We start from the raw sequence: 26249 nt of genomic DNA on the forward strand, positions 1-26249 counted from the left end.
CTCTCCCTGCCCCGCGTGCCCTAAAGGCCGAGGATCATTTTGCTGATAATGTTGCGCTGGATCTCATTCGATCCCCCATAGATCGACGTCTTGCGCATATTGAAATACGTCTCCGCCGCGTAATTGGAGTGGTCTGGTCCCACGCCGAGCTCATTGGAGCCATCCGCCTCCATGCCAGCCGTGTATGGCGCCGCATAGCTGCCGACGGCCTCGAGTGTCAGCTCCGTCAGGCGCTGCTGGATCTCGGTGCCCTTGATCTTGAGGATCGAACTTTCCGGCCCCGGACCCTTGCCAGCCGATTCCGCTGCGAGGGTGCGCAATTCGGTAAATTCCAGCGCGGTGAGATCGATTTCCAGCTGGCTGATCTTCCGGGCGAAATCCTTGGATTCGATCAGGGGCTCGCCATCGACCAGTTCCTGGCTGGCAATCGCGCGCAGCTTTTCGATACCACGCTTCGAACGGGCAACGCCCGCAATGCCCGAACGCTCGTGGGCGAGGAGGAACTTGGCGCAGGTCCAGCCCTCGTTTTCCTTGCCGACCAGGTTGCCGACCGGTACGCGCACATCCGTCAGCCAAGTCTCGTTCACTTCGTGGCCGCCGTCGATCAGTTTGATCGGGCGCACTTCGACACCGGGCGTCTTCATGTTCACGAGAATGAAGCTGATGCCTTCCTGGGGCTTTTTCGCGGTCGGGTCGGTACGGCAGAGGAAGAAACCCCAATCGGCGAATTGCGCGAGCGTGGTCCAGGTTTTCTGGCCGTTGATTACCCAATGGTCGCCGTCTCGTACGGCCGTGGTCTTCACGCTGGCAAGGTCGGAACCCGCGCCCGGCTCGGAATAGCCCTGACACCACCAGACATCGCCAGACTGGATTCCCGGCAGGTACTCAGCCTTTTGCTCTTCGGTGCCGAAAGTGTAGATAACGGGAGCCACCATCGATACGCCGAACGGCAACGGCATGACTGCATCCACGCGCGCGTTCTCTTCCGACCAGATATAGCGCTGGGTCGAGGTCCAACCGGTGCCGCCATATTTCTTCGGCCAGGCCGGTGTGGACCAACCCTTTTTGCCGAGAATCTTGTGCCAAGCGAGAAATTGGTCGCGGTTCAGGTCTTCGCGCGTTCCTACGCCCGCTAGTTCCTTGGGATAATTTTCGTTGATGAAGGTGCGAACTTCATCGCGAAAGGCGATTTCCTCAGGGGAAAAATCAAGATTCATGAGCGTGGAACTCCTCCGGGCAGATTTTTTAGGGCTGACTTTCACTCTCTATGTCAGCCAAACAGGTCGCGTGGCAAGGTTACGCGCACGTAAACGTAAACTTTGCCGCAGGTTTTCCATGCGTTTCCGCAGGGTTCACATGCGAAATCAGGGAGCCGCAGGTTCGGCTATGAAGGGTGCGCAGGCTGTTTTGAGCACACCGATTGCTGTTGCCGAACCCAGTCCACCACCCGTCTGAAACTCAAGCTGCATAAGCGGTTTCAGGCCGAGCCGCTCCAACGCTGCCTCATGCGCGGGTCGTTGCGTGCAGTGCGATGCAATACAGTGACTGATGGCACCGGGAGCGATGGCATGAACCACGCCAGCAGCTATTGTGGTCGCGAACCCGTCGAGCACCACCGGAACCCCTTCATGACGCGCCGCAATGATCGCACCGACACAAGCAGCGAGTTCGCGCCCACCCAGGCACCGCAGCGCCTCAAGCGGATCGGACAGGTGCCCGCGATGCAGGGTCAGCGCGCGGCTCACCAACTCGACTCGTCTTTTGGACAACGCAGGCGGGGTCAAATTGCTCGGTCGAACCCAGTAGTCCGGTGAACCGCCATAAAGCGCGCATGCGACGGCGGCAGCGGCCGTCCCTACCCCTGCCCCTGACACGGCCAGCGCCAAGAGATCCGGTTTGTCCTCAATGGCCTCGAAGCCAAAAGCGATCGTCGCAGCACATTCCCGTTCGCTCATGGCGGCCGTCTCTGCGATGCTGGGGGTAGGATTGTCCAGCGCGAGTTCAAAGACGCGAATATTAGCGCCGGCCTGTGTGGCGATCGCGGACAAAGGGGCCCGCCCCTCCCTCAGGGCGTCTACATGTGCGCGAGTGTCGGTATTTGTCGATAGCGAGACGCCCTCGTCGACCAGACCGTGCGAACCGGCAAAGATTGCCAGGACGGGCTTCTCGATCCGCGGGGGATAGCGGCGCTGCCAGTTAGCCAGCCATTCCGCCGCTGCGCCAAGGCGCCCGAAATCACCTTCCCGTCCCATTGTGAGCAATGCCGCCCTGACCTGCTCGCCAAATGGAGTGCCAAGTGGAATTGGCTTGTGAACAAGCGCCCGGACATCGTCCAGAGGGGAAGTATTGTTGGCAGGCTCAGTCACGTCAATCAGTCTCCTGGTCACCCGCATTTGGGGACAGTGCGCTTTTATCAGAGAAAACGTTCTGCGCACGACAAGGATTTGTTACCTTGCAACGTGCCATACTTGCCCATCCTGCTCCATGGATTACGCTGTATATTGATGACTGACCAACCGATAAAGTCCCCTTGTATAAAAGTCTGCGCAATAGACGCCACTACAGGTTGGTGTCTTGGGTGCGGACGCACCTTGCCAGAAATCGGACGCTGGGTTGCGATGGGAGGCGATGCGCGCGACGAGGTCGCCGAATCCCTGCCAGGGAGGATTTCAGAACTCAAGGCCATGGGGAAGAGATAGGTTTGGGCGGGTCGCTGGAAAAAACCGTTTCAATGGTCGCTGCTGCCGCGATGATCGCGATGGCTGTCATTGTCTTCGTCGTTCCGAAACTGAATGACCGCGAAGAAACGGATCGAGTGCCGACCGTTGCCTCCGCCGTCGTCCCGCCACCCAAGGCAAGCTTCGCCAATGCCGCCATCATCGACCGGGAACCTGACGGCCACTACTGGACCCGCGCCGATGTCGACGGTACCGCCGTGAAATTCATGGTCGATACCGGCGCCAGCACCGTAGCGATCACGTTTCGGGATGCCCAACGGATTGGACTCAAGCCGGAAGAGCTGGATTTCAAATGGGAAATACGTACCGCTGGCGGGATCGTGTACGGCGCGGCCGTCACATTGCAAAAGATCAGGATCGGCCAGGTCGAAGTCGAGAATATCGAAGCCATGGTCTTGCGCGAAGGACTCGAACAGTCGCTTCTCGGCATGACATTTCTAGGCGAGCTCTATTCATACGAGTTTCGGAAGAGCCAATTGGTCATACGCCAGTAACCGGCACGCCATCCTGGCCTCTGCCGATACCGATCTCCCAAGCAAACCGCGACTCGTCACCTGCCCAGCGCGCATAGGCAACGCGCCCCTGAAGGCCAGCGGCGTTCATCAGGTCGCGATACCATGTCTCCTCCCCTGCATTCAGGCGCTGCGGATGCACGCCCCATAACAGGCACGCTTGTCTCAGGCGCCGGTCATCAAGTGAACCGTACAAGATCGGCGCCGCACCACGCACGCGTGAGAATCGTGCCAACCGGTCAAATGCGCCGGTTCGCAAGGCCAGCGCCGTCGCCCCGTCTGATGCCGCCATCGCCTGTGCTGTTTCGGCGACGACATCGATCGCATTCATGCTGGCGCCGTCACCATCGAATTCAGCGATCGACCGGCGATAGTCTTCAGAATTTTCGGTGGCTCGTATTATCCGGGACATGATGGCGACAGCCGTAGCGGGATGGCGTCCGACGGCTGTCTCGGCAGACAGCATGACTGCATCGGCGCCCTGGTAGATCGCTGTCGCGACGTCGCTCGCTTCCGCCCGAGTCGGAGCCGAATTCTCGATCATGGATTCCAGCATCTGCGTTGCCACGATCACGGGACGTCCCGCTGCACGAGCCGCACGCACAATCCGCCGCTGAATGACCGGTACGTCTTCGGGCGCAAACTCCACCCCGAGGTCGCCGCGGGCCACCATCACGGCATCAGCGGCCTCAACGATGGCCAACAGGTTCGTAATCGCAGCCGGCTTTTCCAGTTTGGCAACCAGTGGTGCTCGTCCTGCGATGATCGCCTTGGCTTCGAGCACGTCTTCTACCGTCTGGACGAAGGACAACGCGACGATGTCCACGCCGATCTCCAGCGCGAACGCAAGGTCCCTGCGATCTTTGTCGGTTAGCGCCTGAACTGGCAGTGCTTTGCCGCGAACGGTAAAGCCTTTCTTGTCACCCAGCTTGCCGGGCACTTCCGATCGCACACGCGGCCGGTCCCCGGCATGAGTTACGGTCAGAATCAGTTTGCCGTCGTCAACCAGGATCGTATCCCCGGCTTCAAGCATGGAAACGATCTCAGCGTGCGGCACAGGAATCACGTCGTCCCGATCGGTCTCCTCAGCTGCGATCAACTCATACTCCGCCCGAAAGCCCAGCCGCAGCGTGCCGCCGACAAACCGACCCACACGCACCTTGGGGCCCTGCAGGTCTGCCAGGGTGGCCAACGGCTGGCCGAGCGCAGTTTCTGCCGCCCGCACGGCTTCGAGCGCTTCGCGATGCGCTTCGTGTTCGCCATGGCTGAAGTTCAGGCGAAAGACATCCACACCCGCTTCAGCCAGCGCGCGAATTTCCCTGCGTGAGCGGCTACCGGGGCCGAGCGTCGCAACGATCTTGGCGTTCTCGCCGCGAAGTTTGTTCTGGCTCATCTCGCTTCTCCAATGGCGCTCGGTTGCACAGCCCGTCATATGCGACTCGCGTGCAGGCCACCAGTGCTTGTGATAGCGCAATCATTTCTGTTCCTGGGTGAAACTTCATTGAAGGTGCATCCAATTGCTGCTCGCGGAGCATCTCACAGTAACCACCACAAGGGGAATGAGAGCCGATGAAACATATTTTGTGTGCGATTGCCGTGATCGGAGCCGCAGCGTGTGCGAGCACGCCGGAGGTACCGTCCTCCCGTGCCGACGTCGTCGGGGTCATGGTTCTCGGCACCTACCATATGGGCAATCCGGGGGCCGATCTTGCCAATGCCAAGGCCGACAATGTCCTGGCTGCTTCCCGGCAACAGGAGCTTGCCGTACTGGCCGACCGGCTCGCGGTCTTCAAACCCACGGCGATCATGGTCGAAACCCAGTCTCCCCGCGCCGACTTTCTCGACGTCGGCTATCTGGAGTTCACCCCCGAACGCCTAGCGACCGATCCGAACGAAACCGTCCAGATCGCTTACCGCTTGGCCGGCAAGCTCGGCATCTCAAGGGTATATGGCATCGACACGGGAGACGGTGAAATCGACTTTTTCCCGTTTGAGCGCATTGAGGCATTTGTCGAACAGAACGGCCCCGCCGACTTCATTGAAGAACTGATGGCTCCGCTCAACGAATTCGTGTCGGAATTCGAAAAGGCACAGGAAACACATACCGTGTCGCAGCTGCTCGCGATTCAGAACAGCCCCGACTCGATCAACGATATTCATCGCACATTTTATTATTCACTGTTGCAGCTGGCGACCGCCAATGACCCGGCAGGCGCTGCGCTGAACTATGGCTGGTATGCACGCAATGCCATTATCTTTTCCAAGCTCGACTCCATAAGCCGGCCGGGCGACCGCGTGATCGTTCTGTTCGGATCGGGACACGCGTACTGGCTTCGACATTTCGCCGAAGAAGCGCCAGGCTTCGCGCTTGTCGATCCCCTGCCCTATCTCGAAGACTAGGCAACGGCCTCTGTTTTTACAGCAAACGGATCATAGTTCAGGATCGGCGCTAACCACCGCTCGGCCGTCCGCATGTCCCATCCCTTGCGAGCAGCATAATCCTCGACTTGGTCACGCTCTATCCGCCCGACCGCGAAATAGACGCTTTCGGGGTGAGCGAAATACATGCCGGACACACTGGAGGCAGGCGTCATGGCGAAGCTGGACGTCAGCGACACACCGATCCTGTTTTCGGCGTCCAGCAGCCTGAAAAGGGTTTCCTTTTCAGTATGTTCCGGTTGGCTCGGATATCCCGGTGCAGGGCGAATGCCACGGTATTTCTCACCGATCAGATCGGCTGCGGCGAGCGCCTCGTCCGGCGCGTAGGCCCACAATTCGCGGCGCACACGTTCGTGCATGTACTCGGCCATGGCTTCTGCAAACCTGTCAGCCAAGGCTTTCACCATGATCGAGGAATAGTCGTCTCCTTTCGCGGCAAAACCTGCGGCGATGGCTTCGACTTCCGGGCCAGCCGTCACGCAGAAGCCGCCGATCCAGTCTTCACCTTCAGGCGCGATGAAATCCGAAAGCGCGAAATTTGCCCGTTCATTGTCCTTGACCATCTGCTGGCGCAGCGTGTGGAACGTGTCGCCAGTTTCAAGCTGGATGTCATCGCCCTTGCTGTTCGCCGACCAGAAGCCCACGACCGCTTTCGGATTGAACCAAGCTTCACCGACAAGGCGCTGCATCATGGCTTCCGTATCACGCCAAAGGCCGCTCGCCGCTTCGCCGACAACTTTGTCGGTCAGGATAGCCGGGTATTTGCCGGCAAGGTCCCAGGCCGAGAAATACGGTGTCCAGTCAATATACCGGGCGAGTGTCGCAAGATCGATATCTTCAAATGTGCGGACGCCGGAATAGGTCGGCACCGGACGTTCATAAGCGTTCCAATCAATCTTCAGGGCCGCCGCGCGTGCGTCGGCAATGGGAAGGCGAGGCTTCGGAGGCCCGTCCTTGCGAGATTCCCGCAAGCGCTGGTAGCGGGCCTGAGTTTGCGCCACCAGCGCCGGCTTGTCGTCGGCATTCAACAATGCGCTCACGATGCCGACAGCACGGCTTGCGTCGGATACATGGATCACGGGAGCGCACTGGATGACCGGGTCGACTTTCACAGCAGTGTGCGCAGGGCTGGTCGTCGCGCCGCCGATCATCAGCGGCTGCGTCATCCCTCGTCTTTGCATTTCGGACGCTACATAGACCATCTCGTCGAGGCTCGGCGTAATCAGGCCAGACAGGCCGATGACATCCACGTTCAGCTCGATGGCCGTGTCGAGAATTTTCTCTGCAGCGACCATCACGCCGAGGTCGACGATCTCATAGCCGTTGCAGGCAAGGACAACGCCGACAATGTTCTTGCCGATATCGTGCACGTCACCCTTCACGGTAGCCATCAACACTTTGCCATTGGACACGTCGACCGTTCCCAGCCGGATCTTCTCTTCCTCGAGATACGGCTCGAGATAGGCCACGGCGGCTTTCATGACCCGCGCCGATTTCACAACCTGTGGCAGGAACATCTTGCCAGATCCGAACAGGTCGCCAACGACATTCATGCCGTCCATGAGCGGGCCTTCGATCACATGCAGCGGTCGGTCGACTGACTGACGCGCTTCTTCCGTATCGGCCTCGATAAACTCTGTAATTCCGTGAACGAGACTGTGTTCCAGCCGCTTGGCAACCGGCGCATCGCGCCAACGCGTGTCCTTCTCCTGAACCTTGCCCTTCTGGCCCCGAAAGGTTTCGGCAGTGTCGACCAGGCGCTCGGTCGCATCCGGTCGGCGGTTTAGAATGACATCCTCAACGCGTTCTCGCAGCTCGGGTTCGATATCATCATATATATCAAGCTGGCCGGCATTGACGATGCCCATATCCATCCCGGCCGGAATGGCATGATAAAGGAAAACCGAGTGCATCGCGCGGCGGACCGGCTCATTGCCCCGGAAGCTGAACGACACGTTGGAAAGCCCACCCGAGATATGGCAGCCGGGACATGTCGCGCGGATAACCTTCGCGGCTTCTATGAAATCGACGGCGTAATTGTTGTGTTCCTCGATGCCCGTCGCGACCGCAAAAATGTTCGGATCGAAAATGATGTCTTCGGGCGGAAACCCGACTTCTTCGGTCAGTATCTTGTAGGCGCGTTGGCAAATTTCGATCTTGCGGGCGGCCGTGTCGGCCTGCCCTTCCTCGTCGAACGCCATCACAACTACGGCAGCCCCGTAAGATAGGCACGCGCTCGCATTCTGGCGAAAGGCGTCCTCGCCCTCCTTCATCGAGATCGAGTTGACGACCGCCTTGCCCTGAACGCATTTGAGGCCTGCCTCGATAACATCCCATTTTGAACTGTCGATCATGACCGGCACCCGGGCAATGTCCGGTTCGGCAGCGATGAGGTTGAGGAAGGTACGCATCGCCTCGACACCGTCCAGCATGCCTTCGTCCATGTTGACGTCGATGATCTGCGCGCCGTTCTCGACCTGGTTGCGGGCAACCTCGACTGCCGCTGGATAGTCACCGGCCGTGATCATCTTGCGGAACACGGCCGAGCCGGTGACATTGGTGCGCTCGCCAATATTGACGAAAATGGAAGAATCCTTGGTCATGATACCTGTCTAGCTTTTGGGCCGAACGATGCCGGGAAGGCCGTCGATACTTTCGGCGTTTTTCTCGAAGCGGCTTTCGGTCCATTCGTCGACGGACTTGTTTCCGATATAGCGTGTAAGCTGGTCGCGTTCGCCCTTGAACTCGTAGAATGGTACGCCCCAGCCACAGCTATCCGAGATGCGGTGGAGCTTGATGACAATCACCGCGCGAGCCCGCTCAAAGCCTGGAAACAGGGCGAGCATTTCCGGGTATCGCGGATTGCCGACGTCGATTGCCTCGCCACGCCCATACAGGCGCACGATATTGGCCGGGCCTTCGAAGGCGCAGAACATGATCGTGATACGTCCGTTTTCCTGCACATGCGCTTGTGTCTCGATACCGGAACCGCCGAGGTCGAGATAGGCGACGGTCGTCTCGTCGATCACTTTGAATGCGTCATAGCCTTTGGGGGACAAATTGACGTGCCCGTCTGCGCCGAGCGGCGCCGTGGCCACGAAGAAGAGTTTCTGCGCTTCAATGAAGCGGATCAGCTTGTCGTCGAGCTTCTCATAGGTCTTACCCATTCTTGCGCGCCCTTCCTGCGTCCAGCGGCCAATTGCCGTCGGAAATTTCTTCAAAACCGCTTGTTGGCTGATTGTACCAGTATATCCATGCCTCATCGCCAGTCGGTGCAGCATCGTCATCCAGCAGCGGTATCTTTTTTCTGACATAGAGTGAGGTCGCCGGATCGTCGGTGACATCTTCAAACGCATCCATCGTCGCCAAGAGCGACACGTCGGATAGTTCGTAGCGCACGCCGTGGCAAAGATTTGCACCATCAACCGCGCCGGGGAATCCGCCAAGATCCAGCAGGCGTCCCTTGAACCGGCACGGCCCGAGAAATGTGCCCGACGCTTCCAGCGGCAGGTCCGCAGGCATTCCCTTCGCGCCTTGTTTCAACAGACCGTAGAACACAAACAGATCACCAGATGTAACGGGCTCACCTGTCATGATGCCAGCACGAAGGGTTCCAGCCCGGCAAGGCGCATGTCGTGCGACGTGGGGGCAGGATTGCGCGGCTTCACCCCTTCCACGGCTTTGGCAATGGCTGCGATATGCTCCGGTGTCGTTCCGCAACAGCCGCCCAGGATATTCACGATGCCATCTCGCGCCCAGGCGCCGACAGAGTTCGAGGTCTCCTCCGGCTGCTCGTCATACTGGCCCATCTCGTTCGGCAGGCCGGCATTCGGATAAGCCGCGACCAGCGTGTCGGCGATACGCGACAGCGCGGCAATATGCGGCCGCATCAGGTCGGCGCCAAGAGCGCAGTTGAAGCCAATCGCAAACGGCTTGGCATGGCGTACGGAGTTCCAGAATGCCTCGACCGTCTGGCCGGACAGTGTACGGCCCGACCGGTCAGTGATCGTGCCCGATATCCAGATCGGCAGCTTGTCCATGCCTTCGGCTTCCAGGTCCATGATCGCCTTGATCGCCGCCTTGCAGTTCAGTGTGTCAGTGATTGTCTCGATCAGGTAAAGATCAACGCCGCCTTCATTGAGGGCCTGAACCTGCATACGATATGCGTCATAAACCTCATCGAACATCACCGAGCGATGGCCGGGGTCGTTCACGTCGGACGACATGGACAGCATCTTGTTGAGCGGGCCAATCGACCCGGCCGCAAAGCGCGGCTTGTTCGGCGTTTTAGCCGTCCACGCATCCGCTGCGGCGCGGGCAAGTTTCGCGCCTTCTAGATTGATGTCGCGCACCGCGTCCGCATCGAGCTTGTAATCGTCCTGCGCAATAGTCGTTGCCGAGAATGTGTTCGTCTCGGAAATGTCGGCACCGGCTTCAAAATAGGCGTTGTGCAAGTCGGTCACGATATCCGGCCGGGTCAGGCACAGAATATCGTTGTTGCCCTTCATCTGGCCGTCATGGCCAGCGAACCGGTCTCCAAGGAAATCGGTTTCGTCGAGGCCGCGCCGCTGGATCATCACACCCCATGAGCCATCGAGGATAAGGATGCGTTTTTTTGCGGCGGCCTTCAGGGCAGCGATGCGTTCCGTGCGATTCATGTCATGGCCTCATGCAGCCTGGGCAGGCTTGGGTTTTATGCCGAGAAGACGACACGTCGATAGTGCCAGCCCGGCCCGGTTCAGCGTGTAAAAATGGAACGTGTCGACGCCTTCATCGGCCAGCTTGTGGCACAGCTCGGCTGCAACATTCGCCGTGACCAGATCGCGGGTCTCTGCGTCGTCGTCGAGGCCCTCGTAAAGATCATGCAGCCAGTCCGGCAGGCTTGCTCCACACAATGCCGAAATACGTTTCAGGCCCTTGAAGTTGGGTTGCAGCATGATTCCCGGAATGATCGGCATGGTGACGCCGCCCGCACGCGCCCGCTCAAGAAAGCGCATAAAGGTATCAGGCTCGAAAAAGAATTGCGAAATCGCGCGGTCCGCTCCGGCATCCTGCTTGGCTTTCAGGAACGCAATGTCCTGATCCCAACCGAGGCTATCAGGGTGCTGCTCTGGATAGCAGGATACAGAAATCTCGAACTGCTTGCCAAGGTCAGGCCGGTGCTCGCGCAAACCTGCGATCAGGTCCACCGAATCGCGAAACCCGCCCGGGTGTTGCCGGAACGCGGCGCCCATGCCTTCGGTTGCATCGCCGCGCAGCGCCACAATATGACGAATCCCGGCATCCCAGTAGCCGTCGGCCACGTCGAGCACTTCTTGCTTCGTCGCGGACACGCAGGTCAGGTGTGCCGCAGGCAGCAGCAGCGTGCTTCCTGCTATGCGCTTTACGGTATCATGTGTCCGCTCGCGGGTAGACCCGCCTGCCCCGTACGTGACGGAAACAAAATCGGGTGCCATCGGCTCCAGCCGCTGCACGGTTTCCCAAAGCCGCTCGGCCATGGCATCGCTCTTCGGGGGGAAGAACTCGAACGAAACGGACGGCGCTGAATCCGATTGGCGATCAGCGATCGACGGACTGCTCATGCGTTGGCCTCCTCAGGCAGAGCCAGCTTTTCGGCGACCCATATATTGACTACAAGTCCGGGACTCGACGCGTCTGGCGGAGCAAACGAGTGTGGCTCGGACAGCTTGAGATTCGCGTCGACGGCCCAGCTGGCCATATTGTCGTCTCGCATTCCGAGCCGGTGATGACCATGCTCTTTGCGCAGGAATTCCAGATCATGGGCCGCGAAGTCGACGACCAGCAAACGCCCGCCCGGTTTCAGCACCCGGCTCGCTTCCGCGATCACCTTGCCTGGCGCATCCATGAAATGCAGCACCTGATGGATGATGACGATATCTGCTGAACTGTTGTCAAACGGCACGGCGGTCACATCGCCTTGACGCACGCGCGCGTCGGAAATGCCCGCCTGTTCAAGATTGGCTCGGGCCACGGTCAGCATGTGGTGGCTTAAGTCGATACCTTCAGCCTCGCGAGCCAGGGGCGCGAACAAAACCAGCATACGGCCTGTTCCGGTCCCAAAATCGATCACCCGGTCGAACGGCCCGGGACCTGCAAGTTCCAGCAGGGCATCCTCGATGGCCTCATTGGGATAGTGAAGCGACCGGACAGTGTCCCATGTGCCGGCGATTTCGGAAAAGAATGATTCGGCAGATGCCGCCCGCAGAGCCGATACTTCGGCCAGCTGCGCGGCATCCCTTCGCAAGGTCGGAGCGGCGGCCAGTTCTGGCGTGAACAGCGAATCGAGAAACTCACGACCTTCGCCCTTGCTGGCGGCGCGATAGAAGACGAACGAGCCTTCGGGCATCCGCTCAACCAGTCCGGCTCCAGTCAGCGCTTTAAGGTGGTGTGACAGTCGCGGCTGCGATTGCGAAAGAACCTGAACGAGTTCACCGACAGACAGGTCACGCTGGCGGAGCAAGGCGAGAATTCGCAAGCGGGTTGGCTCGCCTGCGGCGCGGAGACGGTCTATTGTAGGTGTAATATCTGACTGCATATTGGGATATAAACATTAGTTTATATGTTTTGCAAGATTGCAGGAAGGACACAGTGCCGACGAATTTACCAATCGGTGAGTTGATGCAACCATATTCAACCTCCATTTACCGCGTTCAAACAGACCCGGGGATCCTCTTCATGCAAATCCGCTATTTTAGTGCTGCGCTGATACTCGGCCTTGGCGCATGCGCTTCCACGCCTCCCGTGGAGCCGGGTGTCGTTGCTGACCCATATGAGGGGTTCAACCGCCAGATGTTCGCATTCAACAATGGGGTCGACCGCTATGCGCTGGCTCCTGCCGCGTCAGTCTACGAGACCGTGACCCCCACATTCGCCCGCGACCGCGTTGGCGATTTCCTCGGAAATCTCAAATCCCCGGTGATCTTCGTGAACGATGTGCTGCAAGCCCAACCCGGCCGCGCGGGCGATACATTCTTCCGCTTCACGATCAACACCACTGTGGGACTGGCCGGTCTATGGGACGCTGCTGAGTACTTCGGGATTGACGGGCATTCAGAAGACTTTGGACAGACGCTGGCCGTTTGGGGTGTTAAAAGCGGCCCTTATCTTGTGATGCCCTTCCTCGGACCAACCAGCCCGAGAGACATGGTCGGCTTAGGCGTCGACAGGGCGTTCGATCCCCTCACATGGACTGAATTCGCCGGCCAGCCGGATCTCGACGATCAGATCGCCATGGGCCGCGGGGTGCTGGGCGGCTTGAACGCAAGGGTGGCATTGGACGACCAGATCACGACGCTGAACGCACAACCGGAACCTTATGTTGCGCTCCGACGTATTTATTCATCTCAGCGTCAGGCTGCCATTCGTAATGGTCAGATCGTCGATGATACAGAAGCGTATGACGATCTCCCTGATTTTGACGAATTTGAAAATTAACCAGACGCTGATGACACAAACAGGAGCAGTTTCTTGAACCGGATTACAATCATAGCCACGGCCTTGTCTGGACTGGCACTGTGCGCCTTGCCGGCCGCTGCCGACGCCAAGACCGAAGCCTATGTGCAGGCGAATGCGAGTGAAGTGCTGGCGACGCTGAACGACCCGTCCCTGACAGCAGACCAGCGTACCAGCACATTCAGCACCTATATGGACAAGTTCACCGATCTGGATGCTGTTTCGAACTTCGTGATCGGCAAGTACAGTCGCCGGTTCACGCCAACAGAGCTAGCAGCATACCGCAAGGCGTTCCGCACGTACGCGCTGGCTGTTTATGAGGCCCAGCTGGACGACTATCGTGGCAAGGCCGTGGTCGTGAAGGATTCCGTGGATCGCTCCGAAACGGATTCTATTGTGAACACGGTGATCGAACGTCAGGACGGCAAGGACATGGACGTGCGCTGGCGCGTTCTGACACGGGATGGCAAATACCAGGTCGTCGATGTCGCCCTCAACTTGGACGGCAACCTGATCTGGCTGGGCATCGAACAAAGGGCCCAATTCATTGCACTTCTGGACAGGGCAAACGGATCTGCAGAGGCACTGATTTCCAAGATTGAGAGCATGACGTCTGAGCTGAAAGCCTCAAAACGCACCTGATTCGGCCTAAAATTCAGTCTTTTCCGGGCCTTGTGAGCGATTCCGGGAAACTTTTAGGTTAATTTGTCACATTATTCGTATATAACAAGAAACCAAAGGGGGGCGGAAAGCTCAACACTTCCGGTTCCCTGCCTGGCCCTTTTCGGGTGTTCGGCGCAGTATGATTTCCGGATTGGTTTCAAGTTCCAAATGAGAGTTTCAGTCTACAAGGACAGATATCCGACCTCGTTTGTTGTGCCTCGGCGCAGCGGGCACCAAATCGACAGTCGCCTGTTTCTGCCCTTCGACAAAATTTACGGCAGGCTGGACGGCGTCGCCCTGCTTGCCCCCTTCCATAATGCCGATCTCGTCCATGCCTTCAACCGGGTGCCGATTGGCGAGCGAAAATATGTCATCTCTTTCGAGAGCCATCTGCCGCGCCGCTTCGGATTCGAACGGGACAATTCTTACACCGACTGGATGGTACGGGATTTATCCGGTCACCATTGCCGCCGGATCATTGCGCTGTCGCACTATGCCCGCAACCAGTTCATCGACCAGACAAAGGACCTCGATTCTGCCGGCGACCTGCTGGACAAACTCATGGTGCGCCATCCGAACGTTCTGCTGGGCCTGAAAGAGGACGCGCTCGCCGAAGATCTCGATCAGGGCCGTTTGGATGATCTGGTCATTACCTTTGTCGGCGCGCATTTCGGACGCAAGGGCGGTAGCGTTGCGGCGCTCATGGCGCAAAAGGCTCACACGCAAAACCTGCCTGTTCGCATCCAAATCGTGTCTTCGCTCAAGGTCGGGGCCGTCACATGGACAGATCCCACGAGCGAGGGTTTTTTCGGCCCCTACCTGGAGATGCTCAAACTTCCCAATGTCAGGCTGTTCAGTGGCCTGCCAAACAAAGATGTCCGTCAGATGCTGCGGCGGTCGCACTTCGGATTCCTGCCCACCTTCTCCGATACGTTCGGCTATTCAATCATCGAGGCGATGGCCGAGCATGTTCCGTCAATTGCGACTCCCGTTCAGGCAATTCCGGAATTCGTGCAGGACGGCGTCAACGGACTGATGCTGCCTCTCGATGTGGACGCCTTCGGCCACTGGATCCAACCGCCAGACGACCAGAGGAATGAAAATTCCTACGCCCGTTTCTATGAAGACGAGACCGAGAAACTTGCAGACCATGCACTCGACGCGATCCGTCCCTATTTAGACGCACCCGAAAAAATGCTGCCGCTGCGCCGGAACGCACGGCTGACAGCCGAGAAGATGTTCTCACCGGCTGTATCCGGTGCCTTTTATGATCCGTTCTATGAACGCGTCGCGCGCGAACGCCTGACAAGCCGGCCCGAACTGGGTCCGCTTGACGTGTCGTCGCCGACGGTTTCCGAAATCGACTTCGGCTAGCGCGCGAACTTCTTGAATTTCAGACGCTTGGGTTCGACGGCATCGGCACCCAGGCGGCGCTTCTTGTCTTCGAGATAGGACGAGAAATCCCCTTCGAACCATTCAACATGGCTGTCGCCCTCAAAGGCGAGGATGTGCGTGGCCATGCGGTCAAGGAACCAACGGTCGTGCGAGATGATCACGGCACAGCCCGGGAAATTGTCGAGGCCCTCTTCCAGCGCCTGAAGCGTTTCGACATCAAGGTCGTTGGTCGGTTCATCGAGCAGGAGCAGGTTGTGGCTGCCCTTCAGCATCTTGGCGAGGTGGACACGGTTGCGTTCACCGCCTGAGAGAAGGCCGACTTTTTTCTGCTGGTCGGTGCCCTTGAAGTTGAAGGCGCCAACGTAGGCGCGTGACATGACCTCGACGCCGCCAAGGTCGATCACGTCCGTCCCGCCCGAGATTTCTTCCCAGACGTTCTTGTCCGAGTCGAGCTTGTCACGGCTTTGATCGACATAACCGATCTTGACCGTCTCGCCGACGCGCAGCGTGCCTTCATCCGGTTTTTCCTGGCCGAGAATCATTTTGAACAGCGTCGACTTGCCGGCGCCGTTCGGGCCAATGACACCGACGATACCGCCGGGGGGCAGCTTGAAGCTGAGGTCTTCGATCAGGAGGTTGTCACCAAAGGCCTTGCGCAGGTGTTCGGCCTCCAGAACGACACCGCCGAGACGGGGACCAGGCGGGATACGGATCTGCGCGGTCATGACCTTCTCGCGCTCGGCCTTGGACGCCATTTCCTCGTACGCGTTGATACGGGCCTTGGATTTCGCCTGACGCGCCTTCTGGCCGGACCGGACCCATTCGAGTTCCTTGGCCAGTGTGCGCTTGCGACCTGTATCTTCGCGGGCTTCCTGTTCCATTCGCTTGGCCTTCTGCTCCACCCACGAGGAATAGTTGCCCTGGAACGGGTTGCCGCGGCCACGATCGAGTTCAAGGATCCAGCTGGTAATGTCGTCGAGGAAGTAACGGTCGTGAGTCACGAGGATCACGCAGCCCTTGAAGTTGATCAGGTAGTTCTGCAGCCACGCGACCGTTTCGGCGTCGAGGTGGTTGGTCGGTTCATCCATCAGGATCATGTCAGGCTTGGACAGGAGCAACTGGCAGATCGCCACCCGGCGCACCTCACCACCTGACAGGCTGGTCACGTCGGCATCATTCTCGGGACAGCCAAGCGCCGTGAGGGCCATGTCGATCTTGGAATCGATATCCCAGGCATCGGCCGCATCAATCTGCTCCTGCAGCGCCGTCATCTGCTCCATCAGCTCGTCAGAATAGTCTTCGCCGAGCTTTTCCGAAATGGCGTTGAACTGATCAAGCATCTGCTTTTCAGGGCATTTGGTGGCGACGTTTTCGAACACTGTCAGGGCTGGGTCGAGTTTCGGCTCCTGTGGCAAGTAGCCGACCTTGACGCCTTCGGCCGCCCAGGCTTCGCCGGTAAAGTCCTTGTCCTCGCCGGCCATGATGCGCAGCAAGGTCGACTTACCCGAGCCGTTGACGCCAACGACGCCGATCTTGGCATCCGGCAGGAAGTTAAGGTGGATGTTCTCGAACACCTTCTTGCCGCCGGCATAAGCCTTGGTCAGGCCTTGCATGTGATAGACGTATTGGGGACCGGCCATGGCGGGGTATTCCTGTGCAAACGGATATGGGACGCGCTGTACTTGCGCGCGCGCCGCGGAAAATCAAGCGGTCAATGGCAACGCTAGTCCGCAAAGCCCCAGCTGATCAGACCATCTTCAGAAAGCTTTCCGAGCCAAATGCGATCATGGCTGGGAAATACGGTCAACTGCGGATAGGCCCGCATCAGGTCGTGAATGGCTCGTATTTGCTCCCGGATGGCGGCACGGTCTTCGTCCGGATCGAAGACGATGAATTGCGTGAAGACCGGGCGCATTGTCAGTTCTTCTATGGATGTCATCGACCAGACCGTATCGCCGATCATGAGGTATTCATGGCCGTTTTGAAGCGTGATGAAAAAGAGCTGGGCGCCGGGAGTGTGCCCTGCCATCGGGATCGCCACCACGCCTGGCGCGACCAGTTGCGTCGAACCGTCCAGGCGAGGCGGCAAGTCTCGCAGCACGGCAGGCAGCGCACCGTCGGCAAATTGCGGCAGGGCCGCTGCCTGAGAAGCGTTGAGCCACATGCGCGGCGCAAGCGCGTCCGGGTCCGGGTGCCGCGCAACGGCCATTACGTGGTCAAGATGCTCGTGCGTCATCAGGACCTTGTCCGCGCGCAGCATTGAATCAACGAGTTTGCGATAGGCTAAATCATCAAATGCCCAGTCCTCGGGAACCTGAACCATGCCCTCAGATGTCGGCCGGTCCAGCGCACCACCAATGACGAGCGTGCTGTCCGGAAAGACGATCTGAACCGAATTGTAACTGGTGAGCCATTGGCCCGTGAACGCTCCCGCGCGGGCTGCAAGCATCGGGGCCGAGTCATGGCCGACTTCCAGTACCCGTATCTCTGTCGGAAGCAGGCCGCCAGAATTGCGGATCAGGCTGCGCCATTGTTCGATGTCCATCAGGCCGGGCGCTGATCTTGGGGCCTGACTGAATCCGGCAAAAAGCCACCAACCTGCAGCGATGACAAAAACGGCCAAAGCGGCCGCCAGTCTTACGATCCATTTGATCATTGCGTCTCTCCCCTGACCTTCCATGGTAACAGCATCCTGAACATATTGCAATTTGTTCAGAATTCAGGGCAAATGGTGACAACATGCCTCGCGCGAGTGGCGGGGACGCGCCGCTCGATGTCCTCTTCGGACTGAATGAACTGGCGCACAATTCGATGCCGCCAATTGTCCAGCACCTGGGGAAGCGCAATCCGCCCTAGCGGTTACTGCAGGCGACGGCGGCGGCGTGCTCGTCTTCCGACATGACGAATTTAAGGCGATCAAGCTCGGCCGCAGCACCGTCATTTCCAAAACGTTCAGCCTGCTTGAACCAATACCATGCTGCAACGAAATCGGCTTCGCCTGCATGGCCACCCGCATGCGCAATACCGAGGTTGAAGGCGCAACGGCTGTCGCCAAGCTCAACGCCGCGTGTCCACCACGCGAGCGCAGAATTGAAGTCCTGCGGACCACCGGTCCCTGTCATCATCATCGCGCCGAGATGGGTGATAGCATCAATCTCGCCATCTTCAGCCGCGAGCAGAAACAATGTGCGGGCCCGCGCCTCGTCCTTGTTGCCGCCCAACCCGCGCACGAGCATGTATCCGAGATTGAAACGCGCAGCCGGCAGGCCAGTCTCCGCGGCCTGGTGATAGTAGGCCCGCGCGGCGGTAAGGTCCTGATGGACCCCCCGGCCATGGTGCAGCATCGTGCCGAACTTGTTGGCGGCGGCGGCGTGGCCATTGTTGGCGGCCCTGCGCAAGGCCTCGATCGCTTTCAGGAGCAATTCCCCGCCCCCACTGCCGTCTAGCAGCGTCTGAGCGCGTTCATAACTGAAATTCCCCGCATCCATGCATGCACATTAGATAAGGTCCGGTGGCTGGCTAGTGGAAAAACACAGTTTTGCCACAATAAATCAATCACTGCGCGATTATCCAGCAGCGGGATGACAGGCGCACATTCGACGCTAGTGTGCGCGTCAGACCCTGCGGAGAGCCAAATTGCCTGATTCCACTACAGTCCTGACGCTGGAGCGCCTTTATGCCTCTCCTTCCCTGTCAGGCCCGGCCCCACGGGGCGTAAAGTTTTCACCAGACGGCAAGCGAGTGACCTTCCTGAAGGGCCGCCCGGACGAGCAGGACCGTCTGGACCTCTGGCAGTTCGACGTCGAATCAGGCGTTCAGCGCCTGCTGGTCGATTCGCAGCTGCTTCAACCCGGCGATGCAGAACTCTCCGAACAGGAGAAAGCGCTGCGCGAACGCAAGCGGATCGCGGGCGCCAAAGGCATTGTCGATTACAGCTGGGGAACGGCGGACACGATCCTGGTGCCGCTGGGTGGTGACCTGTACCTCGTGACGCTGGGAGAAGGGGTGCCGCAGGTCCGCCAGCTGACCGATACGGATGCATTCGAGACGGACGCGAAAGTGTCGCCGAAAGGGCGTTATGCGAGTTTCGTACGCGATGGCGCGCTGTATGCGATCGACCTGACAGGCGGCGCCGAGACCCGCCTGTCGCCGGAGGCCGAACCGGGCAAAGCGATCTCGTATGGCGTTGCCGAATTCGTGGCGCAGGAAGAGATGCATCGGTTCACCGGTTACTGGTGGAGCCCTGACGACAAGTATGTCGCCTATACGCGCGTGGATGAGTTCACGGTGGATATCATACCACGCTTCGACATAGAGGCGGACAAGGTGTCGGTCATCGAACAACGCTACCCGCGCGCCGGACGCCCGAATGCCGTGGTGGACCTGTTTGTTCGCGACATGGCGACAGGGAAAACGACCGAACTTTCCAGCGTTGGTCCAGACACCTATCTCGCCCGCGTCAATTGGGCCGGTGAGACCGTATGGTTTCAGACGGTCAACAGGCACCAGACGACGAACCGCCACCAAAAGGCAGTCGCTCCCGCATGGGAGGTCGAGTTAGCCCTGCTTGAAAGGCAGAAAACCTGGGTAAACCTGTCCGAGGATTTCAGAGCCCTCGACGGACGACTTATCTCCACAGCCGAGACCACGGGCTATCGGCACATAGTTGCATTCCGACAGGACGAAGACACCAACCTCCTGAGATCGCTCACGCGGGGAGCTTGGGAGGTGAAGAGGATCGAAGGGATCGATCGCGCGAGCCAGATGGTATTCTTTAGCGGCTTTGCCGACACGCCACTTGAGAAACACCTGTATCGCACGAGCTATGAACCCGGCTTTGGTGAATCCTATTCGATTTCGCAGATAGCTGAACCCGTCCGCATCACCGAGCTCGGCAAGACATGGGCAATCACGATGGCGCCGGACGGGCAATCCTTTGTTGGCACAAGCTCGTCGCCGGGCCAGCCGCCGCAGGTCGGGCTGTACAAGGCGGATGGGTCGCTGATCGCGTGGATCGAGGAGAACCGGCTGGATGAGAGCCATCCCTATGCGCCGTTCCTTGCCGATCATGCCGAGCCGGAATTCGGCACGCTGAAGGCCGAGGACGGGCAAGACCTCTACTATTCGATCCTGAAGCCGCTGGGCTTCGATCCGGCGAAAAAGTATCCGGTGATCGTCGAGGTCTATGGCGGGCCGCATGTTCAGACCGTGGTGCGCGAATGGGGCCGCGTGTCGGACCAGTTCTATGCGCGTGAGGGATACATCCTGTTCCGGCTGGACAATCGCGGGTCGGCCAATCGGGGCAAGGCCTTCGAGGACGTCATCTACCGGCGCACGGGCGGGCCGGAAGTGCGCGACCAGCTGGTTGGTGTCGACTGGCTGAAAAGCCAGCCCTTCGTGGACGCAGGCCGCATTGCGATACAGGGCTGGTCTTATGGCGGCTACATGACGCTGATGACCGCGCTGCAGGCACCGGAGGGCACGTTCGCGGCGGCCGCTGCCGGGGCACCGGTGACGGACTGGCGGCTCTACGACACGTTCTATACGGAGCGCTACATGGACACGCCGGAGGACAATCCCGATGGCTACGAAGCGTCCAGCGTCTTCCCCTATGTCGACAATCTCACCACGCCCCTGCTGCTGATGCACGGCATGGCGGACGACAACGTGACCTTCGACAATACGACGCGGCTGATGGCGGCGCTGCAGGAGAAGGGCAAGCCTTTCGAGCTGATGACCTATCCCGGCCAGCGCCACGGCATACGCGGCGAGGCTTTGCAGGTGCACCTGATGAAGACGCGCATGGCGTTTTTGGAGCGCCACCTCAGGCCCGATCAGCGGAAACAATCATGATGGAATACCTCGACCGGATTCCGCTCATTTTTATCATCTTCGCCTGCCTCTCCCTCGGGCTCGCACCGTTCATGCCGGAACCGCACATCTGGGAAAAACTGAAAATGCTGGCGGCAGGCACGCTGCGCCGGCCAGCTGACATTTTCGACTTGTTCTTTCACGCCGGGCCCTGGGTATTGCTGGTCGCAAAGCTGGCGCGCATGGCGGTGGTGAAATGATGGTCAAGCCCTGGAAAACTATCGAAAGCATGCAGACCTTCAAGGACAGGTACCTGTCCTTGCGGACCGATAGGTGCGAGCGGGAGGACGGCCATATCGTGCCGACGTATCATGTCATCGAGCAAACCGAGTGGGTAACGCTCATTCCGGTTACGGATGAAGGCAATGTCGTGCTGATCCGCGAGTATCGCCATGCGGGCGGCGTCGTGCTGCTGGGCGTGCCGGGCGGCGTGATGGACCCCGGCGAGACGGACGTGGAAGCCGCCGGGCGCCGCGAGCTGCAGGAAGAGACCGGTTACACGGCGCGCGAAATGATCCCGGTCGGCACCTGTTACGCCAACCCCGCCATCCAGGACAATCGGGTACACTATTTCCTCGCCACTGGCTGTACGAAAACCCATGCACAGACGCTGGACCCGAATGAGGAGATCGAGGTGCTGGAAATGCCCTATCAGGACTTTCTCGCCTATGAGGAGCTGGATGTGCAACACGGCCTTCACGCGGCGGCCCTGTTTTACACCGAGCGCTTTTTCAGCAAGCATCCGGACAAGCGCCCATAGCGGCAAATCCACACGAGGAAACGACCATGCCCGCCTTCCAGCCGACCGCCGACCAGTTCCGCGCCTTTCGTGACGATCCGTATGGCGGACCCGTCGCGCAGGTGAACCTGCTGAAGTTCCGCGTGAAAGCGGCATATGCCGAGGGCGACCCGGAGCACGGCGAGGCAATCAGCGGCGAGGCCGCGTACATGCGATATTCCGAAGCCTTTACAGTGGCGGCTGCAGAGGTTGGCGGCTCCACGCTCCTGCTCGCCGCGACCGAGCGCTATTTCATCGGCGGGGGCGACTGGGACGGCGTGCTGGTCAACCATTTCCCGACGCGGCAGGCCTTCATCGCCACGCTGAACCACAAGGACTACAAGTCCATGTCGCGCCATCGCGACGCGGGCCTCCTGTGCCAGGAACTGATCGTGACCCGGCCGAGCTGGCTCGGCGGCAAGAAGGTGAACGTCTGATGCCCCCTCGAATTCTAATGTTCGTAGCGGGGGCCACTGTAGCGCTTTTGGCTGGATGCACTACGAAGGAAATTCTACCGGACACCCTGATTGACGCGAGCGACCCCGAAACAATAAGGACGCTTGTCGAATCGGAGGGATACGACGCCGAACTCATCAATGATGATTCATTTCCGGTGATATCGGTCCAGTCCGAGCATGGCCCTTTCTGGCTATATTTCGAATATTGTGATGACGACGGATCCGCGTGCGAGGTGATAACTCTAGCGACAGGAATTGATCTCAAAGACCCCAATATTTCGCAGCGCTTGCTCAATGATTGGAACAAGGACAAATTCGGCGCCGCATACCTGGATGAAGAAGGCGACCCGCACCTGAGCCTCAGCGTAAACATGTTGAATGGAGTGTCGAAGCTCAATTTCACCGATACCCTACACTGGTGGGTATTGCTGATGGAGGATTTTGCAGAATTGGTTGATCCAGACTTGAGCAAGGCGATCAAGGCATGACTGACAAGCCAACTGCCATCAGCCGGTTGCTGCATCATCGCAGCCACGGCCTGTCCAAGGGCGATCCGGTGTCGTTGCCGATCATGGCATCATCGACATTCCACCTGCCCGGCGATCCGGACGGCAGCCATTTTTATGGCCGCAACGGCAACCCGACCGTCGAGGCGGTCGAGGCCGAGATCGGCATTCTTGAGGATGCAGATGTTGTCTGCTTCCCGTCGGGCATGGCGGCCATTGCTTCGGTTTTCTATTCCGTTCTGAGGCCGGGTGATACGGTTCTGGTGCCGTCGGACGGCTATTACAATGTGCGCAACCTCCTCGCCGTGCAGTTCGAGCCGATGGGCGTGACCATGCGCACCTGCCCGACGAGCGACATGGCCGAGGCGGACATGACCGGCTGCAGGCTGGTGCTGATCGAGTCGCCATCCAATCCCGGCCTCGCCGTGTGCGACATTGCGAAAACCGCGCAGCGGGCGAAAGCCGCGGGCGCGCTGGTCATGGCCGACAACACGACCGCCACGCCGCTTTGCCAAAGGCCATTGGACCTTGGCGCCGATTTCAGCGTCCTTTCGGATACCAAGGCCATGGCCGGGCATTCGGACGTCCTGTGCGGCCATGTGGCGACGCGCGACGCGAAACTGTTCGACGGTGTGAAGACGTGGCGGCGGCTGGCTGGCGCGATTGTCGGGCCATTCGATGCCTATTTGCTGCACCGGGGACTGGAGACGCTGGAGGTGCGCCTTGCCCGCATGAACGCGAATGCGATGGCCATAGCCGAAGCCGCACAGGGCCATAGAGCCGTATTGTCCGTGAGTTACCCGGGACTGGGCAATGACCCGTTCCATCAGGTCGCATCGAAGCAAATGAGTGGTTTCGGGCCGATTGTCAGCTTCACACTCGCCAGCCAGGCGAATGCCGAAGCGTTCATTTCCGATTGCCCGCTCGTCTCTGCAGCGACGAGTTTCGGCGGCGTCCATTCGAGCGCGGAGCGCCGCGCGCGCTGGGGCGACGATGTGCCGGACGGATTTGTGCGGTTCGCCGCCGGGATCGAACCGACAGGCGACCTTGTGGCCGCCGTGACACAGGCACTCGACCGTCTGTCCTGAGGCGGAGCGGTTGTCGTGACATGTCCCGGAATCTGGTATAGTTCTTGCTGATTACGGGCGGGAAGCACGCCATGAAACGACTTAGTATAGTACTCTTCTTTGCCTTGGCCGGGGGATTGGCCTGGGGTTGGTTCAAGCTGAACCAGCCGGCGCCTGCCATGGAAATGGCGGAACCGTTGCGAATAGAGCAAGGCGTGGTGATCGGCGGCGTCGATCATGACAACCCGAATATCCTTGTTTTCAATGGCCTTCCCTACGCAACAGCCCGGCGCTGGACGGCGCCGGATAATGCCCCGCAATGGGGTGCCATCGCCCGCGACGCCCGCAATTATGGCGCCGAATGCCTGCAGCCGCGCGCCGGCCTGGGCGGCTTCGTCAATGACATCGTGGAAGGTGTCGGCCTGCCCTGGTGGAAACGCTTCCTGGCCGAGAAATACCTGGCGGCCCAACCCAGCCCGCCGGAATCCGAAACCTGCCTGTTCCTGAACGTCCGCACCGCGAACCTGGGCGGCGCCACGCCTGCGCCGGTGATGGTTTGGATCCATGGCGGATCGCACCAGGCAGGGGCCGGTTCGACCAGCATCTACCAGTCGAACGGCCTCGTTGAAAAAGGCGTCGTCCTTGTAACGATCAACTACCGTCTCGGCCCGCTTGGCTATCTCGCGCATCCCGCGCTGACGGAAGCCGATGGCACATCCGGCAATTACGGCCTGCTCGACCAGATGGCCGCGCTGAGCTGGGTACGTCGGAACATTGCAAGCTTTGGCGGGGACCCGCACAATGTCACGGTGTTCGGCGAAAGCGCCGGGGCACAGTCGGTCAGTGAACTGATGGCATCGCCGCTTTCAGCCGGCCTGTTCGACAAGGTGATCCTCCAGAGCGGATCGAGCAGCTACAATGCCCTGCACCTGAAAAAGTCACCGCTGGTGAACGTCCGCAGCGCCGAGGATGTCGGCACCGAGTTCCTGTCGACACTCGTGCCCCCCGCTGCGGTCGCCGCTGATCTACGCGCCATTCCCGCTGCTGCGATCATTTCGCGGGCTGAAGCACGCAGCGACCTGACCGGCTATTTCCTGCCCAATGTGGACGGCAAGGTCCTGCCGGAAATGATCGGCAAGGCGATCCGCGACGGCAACGTTCCCCACCTGCCCATGCTGGCCGGGTACAATGCCGACGAGGGGTCGCTGTTTTATGACGACATCCAGTCGCCCACGATCCTGTCGAAGCAGGTCACCGGCACGCTGGAAGAGCGCGAGGAAGCGCTGGCTGACGTGTTCGGCACCAATCCGGCAAAAGCCCTGCAGTCACTGTATGGCATGGAAAGCCTTGAAACCTGGAACCGCGGCGCGGTCGACATGCTCGGCGACGACATGTTCGGTGTGCACATGCGCTTTATCGGCAAGCAGAATGCCGATGCCGGACAGCCGACATGGATGTACATGTTCTCGCGCACCTGGCCGTCGAAGCACCAGACCATTGGCGCCTATCATTCTGCGGAAATTCCGTTCGTGTTCGCCAGTCACTCTTCGCTGCTTCCGGTATCGCATGCAGACGAAAAACTGACCGAGATCATGACAAGCTACTGGACGAATTTCGCCCGGACGGGAAACCCGAACGCGGACGGCGTTCCCGAATGGCCGGTATACACGTCCGAGACCGATACCTGGAACGAGCTGCACTATCCGGTCGACCCGCACCGGGAGCTGCGCGCACGCAAGCTGGACATCCTGGAAGAGAACCTGATCGCGCGGATCGAGGCAGTCACCGAGGTGGTCGCGCCTCTCGACATGGCCCTCAACATGGAGCCGGGTGTCCTGTCAGGCGACGAGGAGGCTGTTGCAGATAGCAACTAGGCCTTCGAGATCGGTTTCGTCGAATGCGTCGAGTTCAGTGGAATCCACATCCAGCACAGCCGCCAGTTCGCCTTCAGCGTTGAACACCGGCACGACGACTTCCGAATTCGACGCCGAATCGCAGGCGATATGGCCCGGGAACGCGTGCACGTCCGGCACGATCACCGGTTCGCCCGTAGCCGCGACATGGCCACAGACGCCCTTGCCGAACGGTATGCGCAGGCAGCCAAGCGTGCCCTGGTAGGGACCGACGACGAGTTCGCGCGCATTCAGCGGATCGACGACATAGAATCCGGTCCAGAAAAAGCGCGGGGCCATGGCCTGTGACAGGATGCAGGCAGCGGTCGCATAGCGTGCCGTCACGGAGGTTTCCCCGGCCACGACGCTGTCGATTTCCGCTTTCAGGTCGCGATAGTGCTCAGCCTTGTCCATGTTCCGCCTCATCTCTGCCGTGGAGCGGCTATATCGGATGGAT

The 26249-nt window shown here is 59.5% G+C and carries 26 protein-coding genes; 13 read left to right on the forward strand and 13 right to left on the reverse strand.

Translation table 11 applies throughout. From position 1 onward, the window contains the following. Positions 1-20 precede the first annotated feature (20 nt). Both AC0L7I_RS12545 and AC0L7I_RS12550 read right to left on the reverse strand, forming a co-directional pair. Positions 21-1217: an acyl-CoA dehydrogenase family protein gene (locus AC0L7I_RS12545; RefSeq protein ID WP_473396761.1), complete on the reverse strand. Its 1197-nt coding sequence runs from the start codon at positions 1215-1217 to the stop codon at positions 21-23. 147 nt (positions 1218-1364) lie between these two features. Next, complete coding sequence (locus AC0L7I_RS12550; RefSeq protein ID WP_473396762.1) at positions 1365-2366, reverse strand: nicotinate-nucleotide--dimethylbenzimidazole phosphoribosyltransferase; 1002 nt, start codon at positions 2364-2366, stop codon at positions 1365-1367. A 138-nt stretch (positions 2367-2504) separates the two neighbouring features. Here AC0L7I_RS12550 and AC0L7I_RS12555 point away from each other — a divergent pair, with 138 nt between their 5' ends. Both AC0L7I_RS12555 and AC0L7I_RS12560 read left to right on the forward strand, forming a co-directional pair. Beyond that, positions 2505-2699, forward strand: a complete 195-nt coding sequence (locus AC0L7I_RS12555) for a DUF1289 domain-containing protein (RefSeq protein ID WP_473396763.1) — start codon at positions 2505-2507, stop codon at positions 2697-2699. Positions 2700-2731: 32 nt separating this feature from the next. Further along, positions 2732-3232, forward strand: a complete 501-nt coding sequence (locus AC0L7I_RS12560; protein ID WP_473396764.1) for a retropepsin-like aspartic protease family protein — start codon at positions 2732-2734, stop codon at positions 3230-3232. Here AC0L7I_RS12560 and pyk read toward each other — a convergent pair. Next, entirely contained in the window at positions 3219-4643 is a 1425-nt protein-coding gene (pyk, locus tag AC0L7I_RS12565; protein ID WP_473396765.1) for a pyruvate kinase, read from the reverse strand. The two genes, AC0L7I_RS12560 and pyk, sit on opposite strands and share 14 nt — an antisense overlap. Before the next feature lie 176 nt (positions 4644-4819). Between pyk and AC0L7I_RS12570 the strand changes: the two genes are divergently transcribed. After that, entirely contained in the window at positions 4820-5650 is an 831-nt protein-coding gene (locus AC0L7I_RS12570; protein ID WP_473396766.1) for a DUF5694 domain-containing protein, read from the forward strand. Here the strand turns inward: AC0L7I_RS12570 and metH are convergent. Genes metH through AC0L7I_RS12600 form a run of 6 tightly spaced genes read right to left on the reverse strand, consistent with a single transcriptional unit; the run spans position 5647 to position 12245 of the window. Continuing rightward, positions 5647-8292, reverse strand: coding sequence for a methionine synthase (metH, locus tag AC0L7I_RS12575; RefSeq protein WP_473396767.1), 2646 nt, complete (start codon positions 8290-8292; stop codon positions 5647-5649). The genes AC0L7I_RS12570 and metH overlap by 4 nt on opposite strands. 9 nt (positions 8293-8301) lie before the next feature. Further along, a complete protein-coding gene (locus AC0L7I_RS12580; protein ID WP_473396768.1) occupies positions 8302-8856 on the reverse strand; it encodes a pyridoxamine 5'-phosphate oxidase family protein in 555 nt (184 codons plus the stop codon). Further along, positions 8849-9283 (reverse strand): gamma-glutamylcyclotransferase family protein, encoded by a 435-nt coding sequence (locus AC0L7I_RS12585; RefSeq protein WP_473396769.1) that lies wholly within the window; start codon positions 9281-9283, stop codon positions 8849-8851. Before AC0L7I_RS12585 ends, AC0L7I_RS12580 begins: the two co-directional genes overlap by 8 nt. Further along, positions 9280-10347, reverse strand: a complete 1068-nt coding sequence (locus tag AC0L7I_RS12590) for a homocysteine S-methyltransferase family protein (protein WP_473396770.1) — start codon at positions 10345-10347, stop codon at positions 9280-9282. Before AC0L7I_RS12590 ends, AC0L7I_RS12585 begins: the two co-directional genes overlap by 4 nt. A 9-nt stretch (positions 10348-10356) precedes the next feature. Continuing rightward, on the reverse strand, positions 10357-11271 hold the full coding sequence (gene metF / locus AC0L7I_RS12595) for a methylenetetrahydrofolate reductase [NAD(P)H] (protein WP_473396771.1): 915 nt from the start codon (positions 11269-11271) through the stop codon (positions 10357-10359). Then, the gene (locus AC0L7I_RS12600) at positions 11268-12245 is read right to left on the reverse strand and encodes an ArsR/SmtB family transcription factor (protein WP_473396772.1); all 978 of its coding nucleotides are present in this window, start codon (positions 12243-12245) and stop codon (positions 11268-11270) included. The genes metF and AC0L7I_RS12600 overlap by 4 nt, the downstream gene beginning before the upstream one ends. 53 nt (positions 12246-12298) lie before the next feature. Between AC0L7I_RS12600 and AC0L7I_RS12605 the strand changes: the two genes are divergently transcribed. The 3 genes from AC0L7I_RS12605 (at position 12299) to AC0L7I_RS12615 (ending at position 15199) form a co-directional block, all read left to right on the forward strand. Then, complete coding sequence (locus tag AC0L7I_RS12605; protein ID WP_473396773.1) at positions 12299-13144, forward strand: MlaA family lipoprotein; 846 nt, start codon at positions 12299-12301, stop codon at positions 13142-13144. 33 nt (positions 13145-13177) lie between these two features. Further along, complete coding sequence (locus tag AC0L7I_RS12610; protein ID WP_473396774.1) at positions 13178-13804, forward strand: MlaC/ttg2D family ABC transporter substrate-binding protein; 627 nt, start codon at positions 13178-13180, stop codon at positions 13802-13804. 189 nt (positions 13805-13993) lie between these two features. Then, a complete protein-coding gene (locus tag AC0L7I_RS12615) occupies positions 13994-15199 on the forward strand; it encodes a glycosyltransferase family 4 protein (protein ID WP_473396775.1) in 1206 nt (401 codons plus the stop codon). On the opposite strand, the gene ettA is transcribed toward AC0L7I_RS12615, so the two are convergent. From ettA to AC0L7I_RS12630, 3 genes are all read right to left on the reverse strand, one after another. Further along, on the reverse strand, positions 15196-16860 hold the full coding sequence (gene ettA, locus AC0L7I_RS12620; protein ID WP_473396776.1) for an energy-dependent translational throttle protein EttA: 1665 nt from the start codon (positions 16858-16860) through the stop codon (positions 15196-15198). The genes AC0L7I_RS12615 and ettA overlap by 4 nt on opposite strands. Positions 16861-16943: 83 nt before the next feature. Then, a complete protein-coding gene (locus tag AC0L7I_RS12625; protein WP_473396777.1) occupies positions 16944-17876 on the reverse strand; it encodes an MBL fold metallo-hydrolase in 933 nt (310 codons plus the stop codon). Positions 17877-18072: 196 nt separating this feature from the next. After that, on the reverse strand, positions 18073-18708 hold the full coding sequence (locus AC0L7I_RS12630) for a tetratricopeptide repeat protein (protein WP_473396778.1): 636 nt from the start codon (positions 18706-18708) through the stop codon (positions 18073-18075). A 148-nt stretch (positions 18709-18856) separates the two neighbouring features. Between AC0L7I_RS12630 and AC0L7I_RS12635 the strand changes: the two genes are divergently transcribed. The 7 genes from AC0L7I_RS12635 (at position 18857) to AC0L7I_RS12665 (ending at position 25774) form a co-directional block, all read left to right on the forward strand. Further along, positions 18857-21073, forward strand: coding sequence for a S9 family peptidase (locus AC0L7I_RS12635; protein WP_473396779.1), 2217 nt, complete (start codon positions 18857-18859; stop codon positions 21071-21073). Beyond that, positions 21070-21291, forward strand: coding sequence for an RND transporter (locus tag AC0L7I_RS12640; RefSeq protein WP_473396780.1), 222 nt, complete (start codon positions 21070-21072; stop codon positions 21289-21291). Before AC0L7I_RS12635 ends, AC0L7I_RS12640 begins: the two co-directional genes overlap by 4 nt. Next, positions 21288-21851 (forward strand): NUDIX hydrolase, encoded by a 564-nt coding sequence (locus tag AC0L7I_RS12645; RefSeq protein WP_473396781.1) that lies wholly within the window; start codon positions 21288-21290, stop codon positions 21849-21851. The genes AC0L7I_RS12640 and AC0L7I_RS12645 overlap by 4 nt, the downstream gene beginning before the upstream one ends. Before the next feature lie 26 nt (positions 21852-21877). Continuing rightward, positions 21878-22306, forward strand: a complete 429-nt coding sequence (locus AC0L7I_RS12650; protein WP_473396782.1) for a DUF1330 domain-containing protein — start codon at positions 21878-21880, stop codon at positions 22304-22306. After that, positions 22306-22815: a YbjN domain-containing protein gene (locus tag AC0L7I_RS12655; protein ID WP_473396783.1), complete on the forward strand. Its 510-nt coding sequence runs from the start codon at positions 22306-22308 to the stop codon at positions 22813-22815. Before AC0L7I_RS12650 ends, AC0L7I_RS12655 begins: the two co-directional genes overlap by 1 nt. Beyond that, positions 22812-23921, forward strand: a complete 1110-nt coding sequence (locus AC0L7I_RS12660) for a cystathionine gamma-lyase (RefSeq protein ID WP_473396784.1) — start codon at positions 22812-22814, stop codon at positions 23919-23921. Before AC0L7I_RS12655 ends, AC0L7I_RS12660 begins: the two co-directional genes overlap by 4 nt. Positions 23922-23992: 71 nt before the next feature. Beyond that, positions 23993-25774 (forward strand): carboxylesterase/lipase family protein, encoded by a 1782-nt coding sequence (locus AC0L7I_RS12665; RefSeq protein ID WP_473396785.1) that lies wholly within the window; start codon positions 23993-23995, stop codon positions 25772-25774. Here the strand turns inward: AC0L7I_RS12665 and AC0L7I_RS12670 are convergent. After that, a complete protein-coding gene (locus AC0L7I_RS12670; RefSeq protein WP_473396786.1) occupies positions 25739-26206 on the reverse strand; it encodes a GAF domain-containing protein in 468 nt (155 codons plus the stop codon). The two genes, AC0L7I_RS12665 and AC0L7I_RS12670, sit on opposite strands and share 36 nt — an antisense overlap. Between the last annotated feature and the right edge of the window lie 43 nt (positions 26207-26249).

This window comes from Hyphomonas sp. J20-32 (assembly GCF_055808555.1).

Excerpts from the sequence above, each read along its gene's own strand:
- AC0L7I_RS12545 (WP_473396761.1), bottom strand. The coding sequence starts at position 1,217 with ATGAATCTTGATTTTTCCCCTGAGGAAATCGCCTTTCGCGATGAAGTT.
- AC0L7I_RS12555 (WP_473396763.1), top strand. The coding sequence starts at position 2,505 with ATGACTGACCAACCGATAAAGTCCCCTTGTATAAAAGTCTGCGCAATA.
- AC0L7I_RS12560 (WP_473396764.1), top strand. The coding sequence starts at position 2,732 with ATGGTCGCTGCTGCCGCGATGATCGCGATGGCTGTCATTGTCTTCGTC.
- pyk (WP_473396765.1), bottom strand. The coding sequence starts at position 4,643 with ATGAGCCAGAACAAACTTCGCGGCGAGAACGCCAAGATCGTTGCGACG.
- AC0L7I_RS12570 (WP_473396766.1), top strand. The coding sequence starts at position 4,820 with ATGAAACATATTTTGTGTGCGATTGCCGTGATCGGAGCCGCAGCGTGT.
- metH (WP_473396767.1), bottom strand. The coding sequence starts at position 8,292 with ATGACCAAGGATTCTTCCATTTTCGTCAATATTGGCGAGCGCACCAAT.
- AC0L7I_RS12580 (WP_473396768.1), bottom strand. The coding sequence starts at position 8,856 with ATGGGTAAGACCTATGAGAAGCTCGACGACAAGCTGATCCGCTTCATT.
- AC0L7I_RS12585 (WP_473396769.1), bottom strand. The coding sequence starts at position 9,283 with ATGACAGGTGAGCCCGTTACATCTGGTGATCTGTTTGTGTTCTACGGT.
- AC0L7I_RS12590 (WP_473396770.1), bottom strand. The coding sequence starts at position 10,347 with ATGAATCGCACGGAACGCATCGCTGCCCTGAAGGCCGCCGCAAAAAAA.
- metF (WP_473396771.1), bottom strand. The coding sequence starts at position 11,271 with ATGAGCAGTCCGTCGATCGCTGATCGCCAATCGGATTCAGCGCCGTCC.
- AC0L7I_RS12600 (WP_473396772.1), bottom strand. The coding sequence starts at position 12,245 with ATGCAGTCAGATATTACACCTACAATAGACCGTCTCCGCGCCGCAGGC.
- AC0L7I_RS12615 (WP_473396775.1), top strand. The coding sequence starts at position 13,994 with ATGAGAGTTTCAGTCTACAAGGACAGATATCCGACCTCGTTTGTTGTG.
- ettA (WP_473396776.1), bottom strand. The coding sequence starts at position 16,860 with ATGGCCGGTCCCCAATACGTCTATCACATGCAAGGCCTGACCAAGGCT.
- AC0L7I_RS12625 (WP_473396777.1), bottom strand. The coding sequence starts at position 17,876 with ATGATCAAATGGATCGTAAGACTGGCGGCCGCTTTGGCCGTTTTTGTC.
- AC0L7I_RS12630 (WP_473396778.1), bottom strand. The coding sequence starts at position 18,708 with ATGGATGCGGGGAATTTCAGTTATGAACGCGCTCAGACGCTGCTAGAC.
- AC0L7I_RS12640 (WP_473396780.1), top strand. The coding sequence starts at position 21,070 with ATGATGGAATACCTCGACCGGATTCCGCTCATTTTTATCATCTTCGCC.
- AC0L7I_RS12645 (WP_473396781.1), top strand. The coding sequence starts at position 21,288 with ATGATGGTCAAGCCCTGGAAAACTATCGAAAGCATGCAGACCTTCAAG.
- AC0L7I_RS12650 (WP_473396782.1), top strand. The coding sequence starts at position 21,878 with ATGCCCGCCTTCCAGCCGACCGCCGACCAGTTCCGCGCCTTTCGTGAC.
- AC0L7I_RS12655 (WP_473396783.1), top strand. The coding sequence starts at position 22,306 with ATGCCCCCTCGAATTCTAATGTTCGTAGCGGGGGCCACTGTAGCGCTT.
- AC0L7I_RS12660 (WP_473396784.1), top strand. The coding sequence starts at position 22,812 with ATGACTGACAAGCCAACTGCCATCAGCCGGTTGCTGCATCATCGCAGC.
- AC0L7I_RS12665 (WP_473396785.1), top strand. The coding sequence starts at position 23,993 with ATGAAACGACTTAGTATAGTACTCTTCTTTGCCTTGGCCGGGGGATTG.
- AC0L7I_RS12670 (WP_473396786.1), bottom strand. The coding sequence starts at position 26,206 with ATGGACAAGGCTGAGCACTATCGCGACCTGAAAGCGGAAATCGACAGC.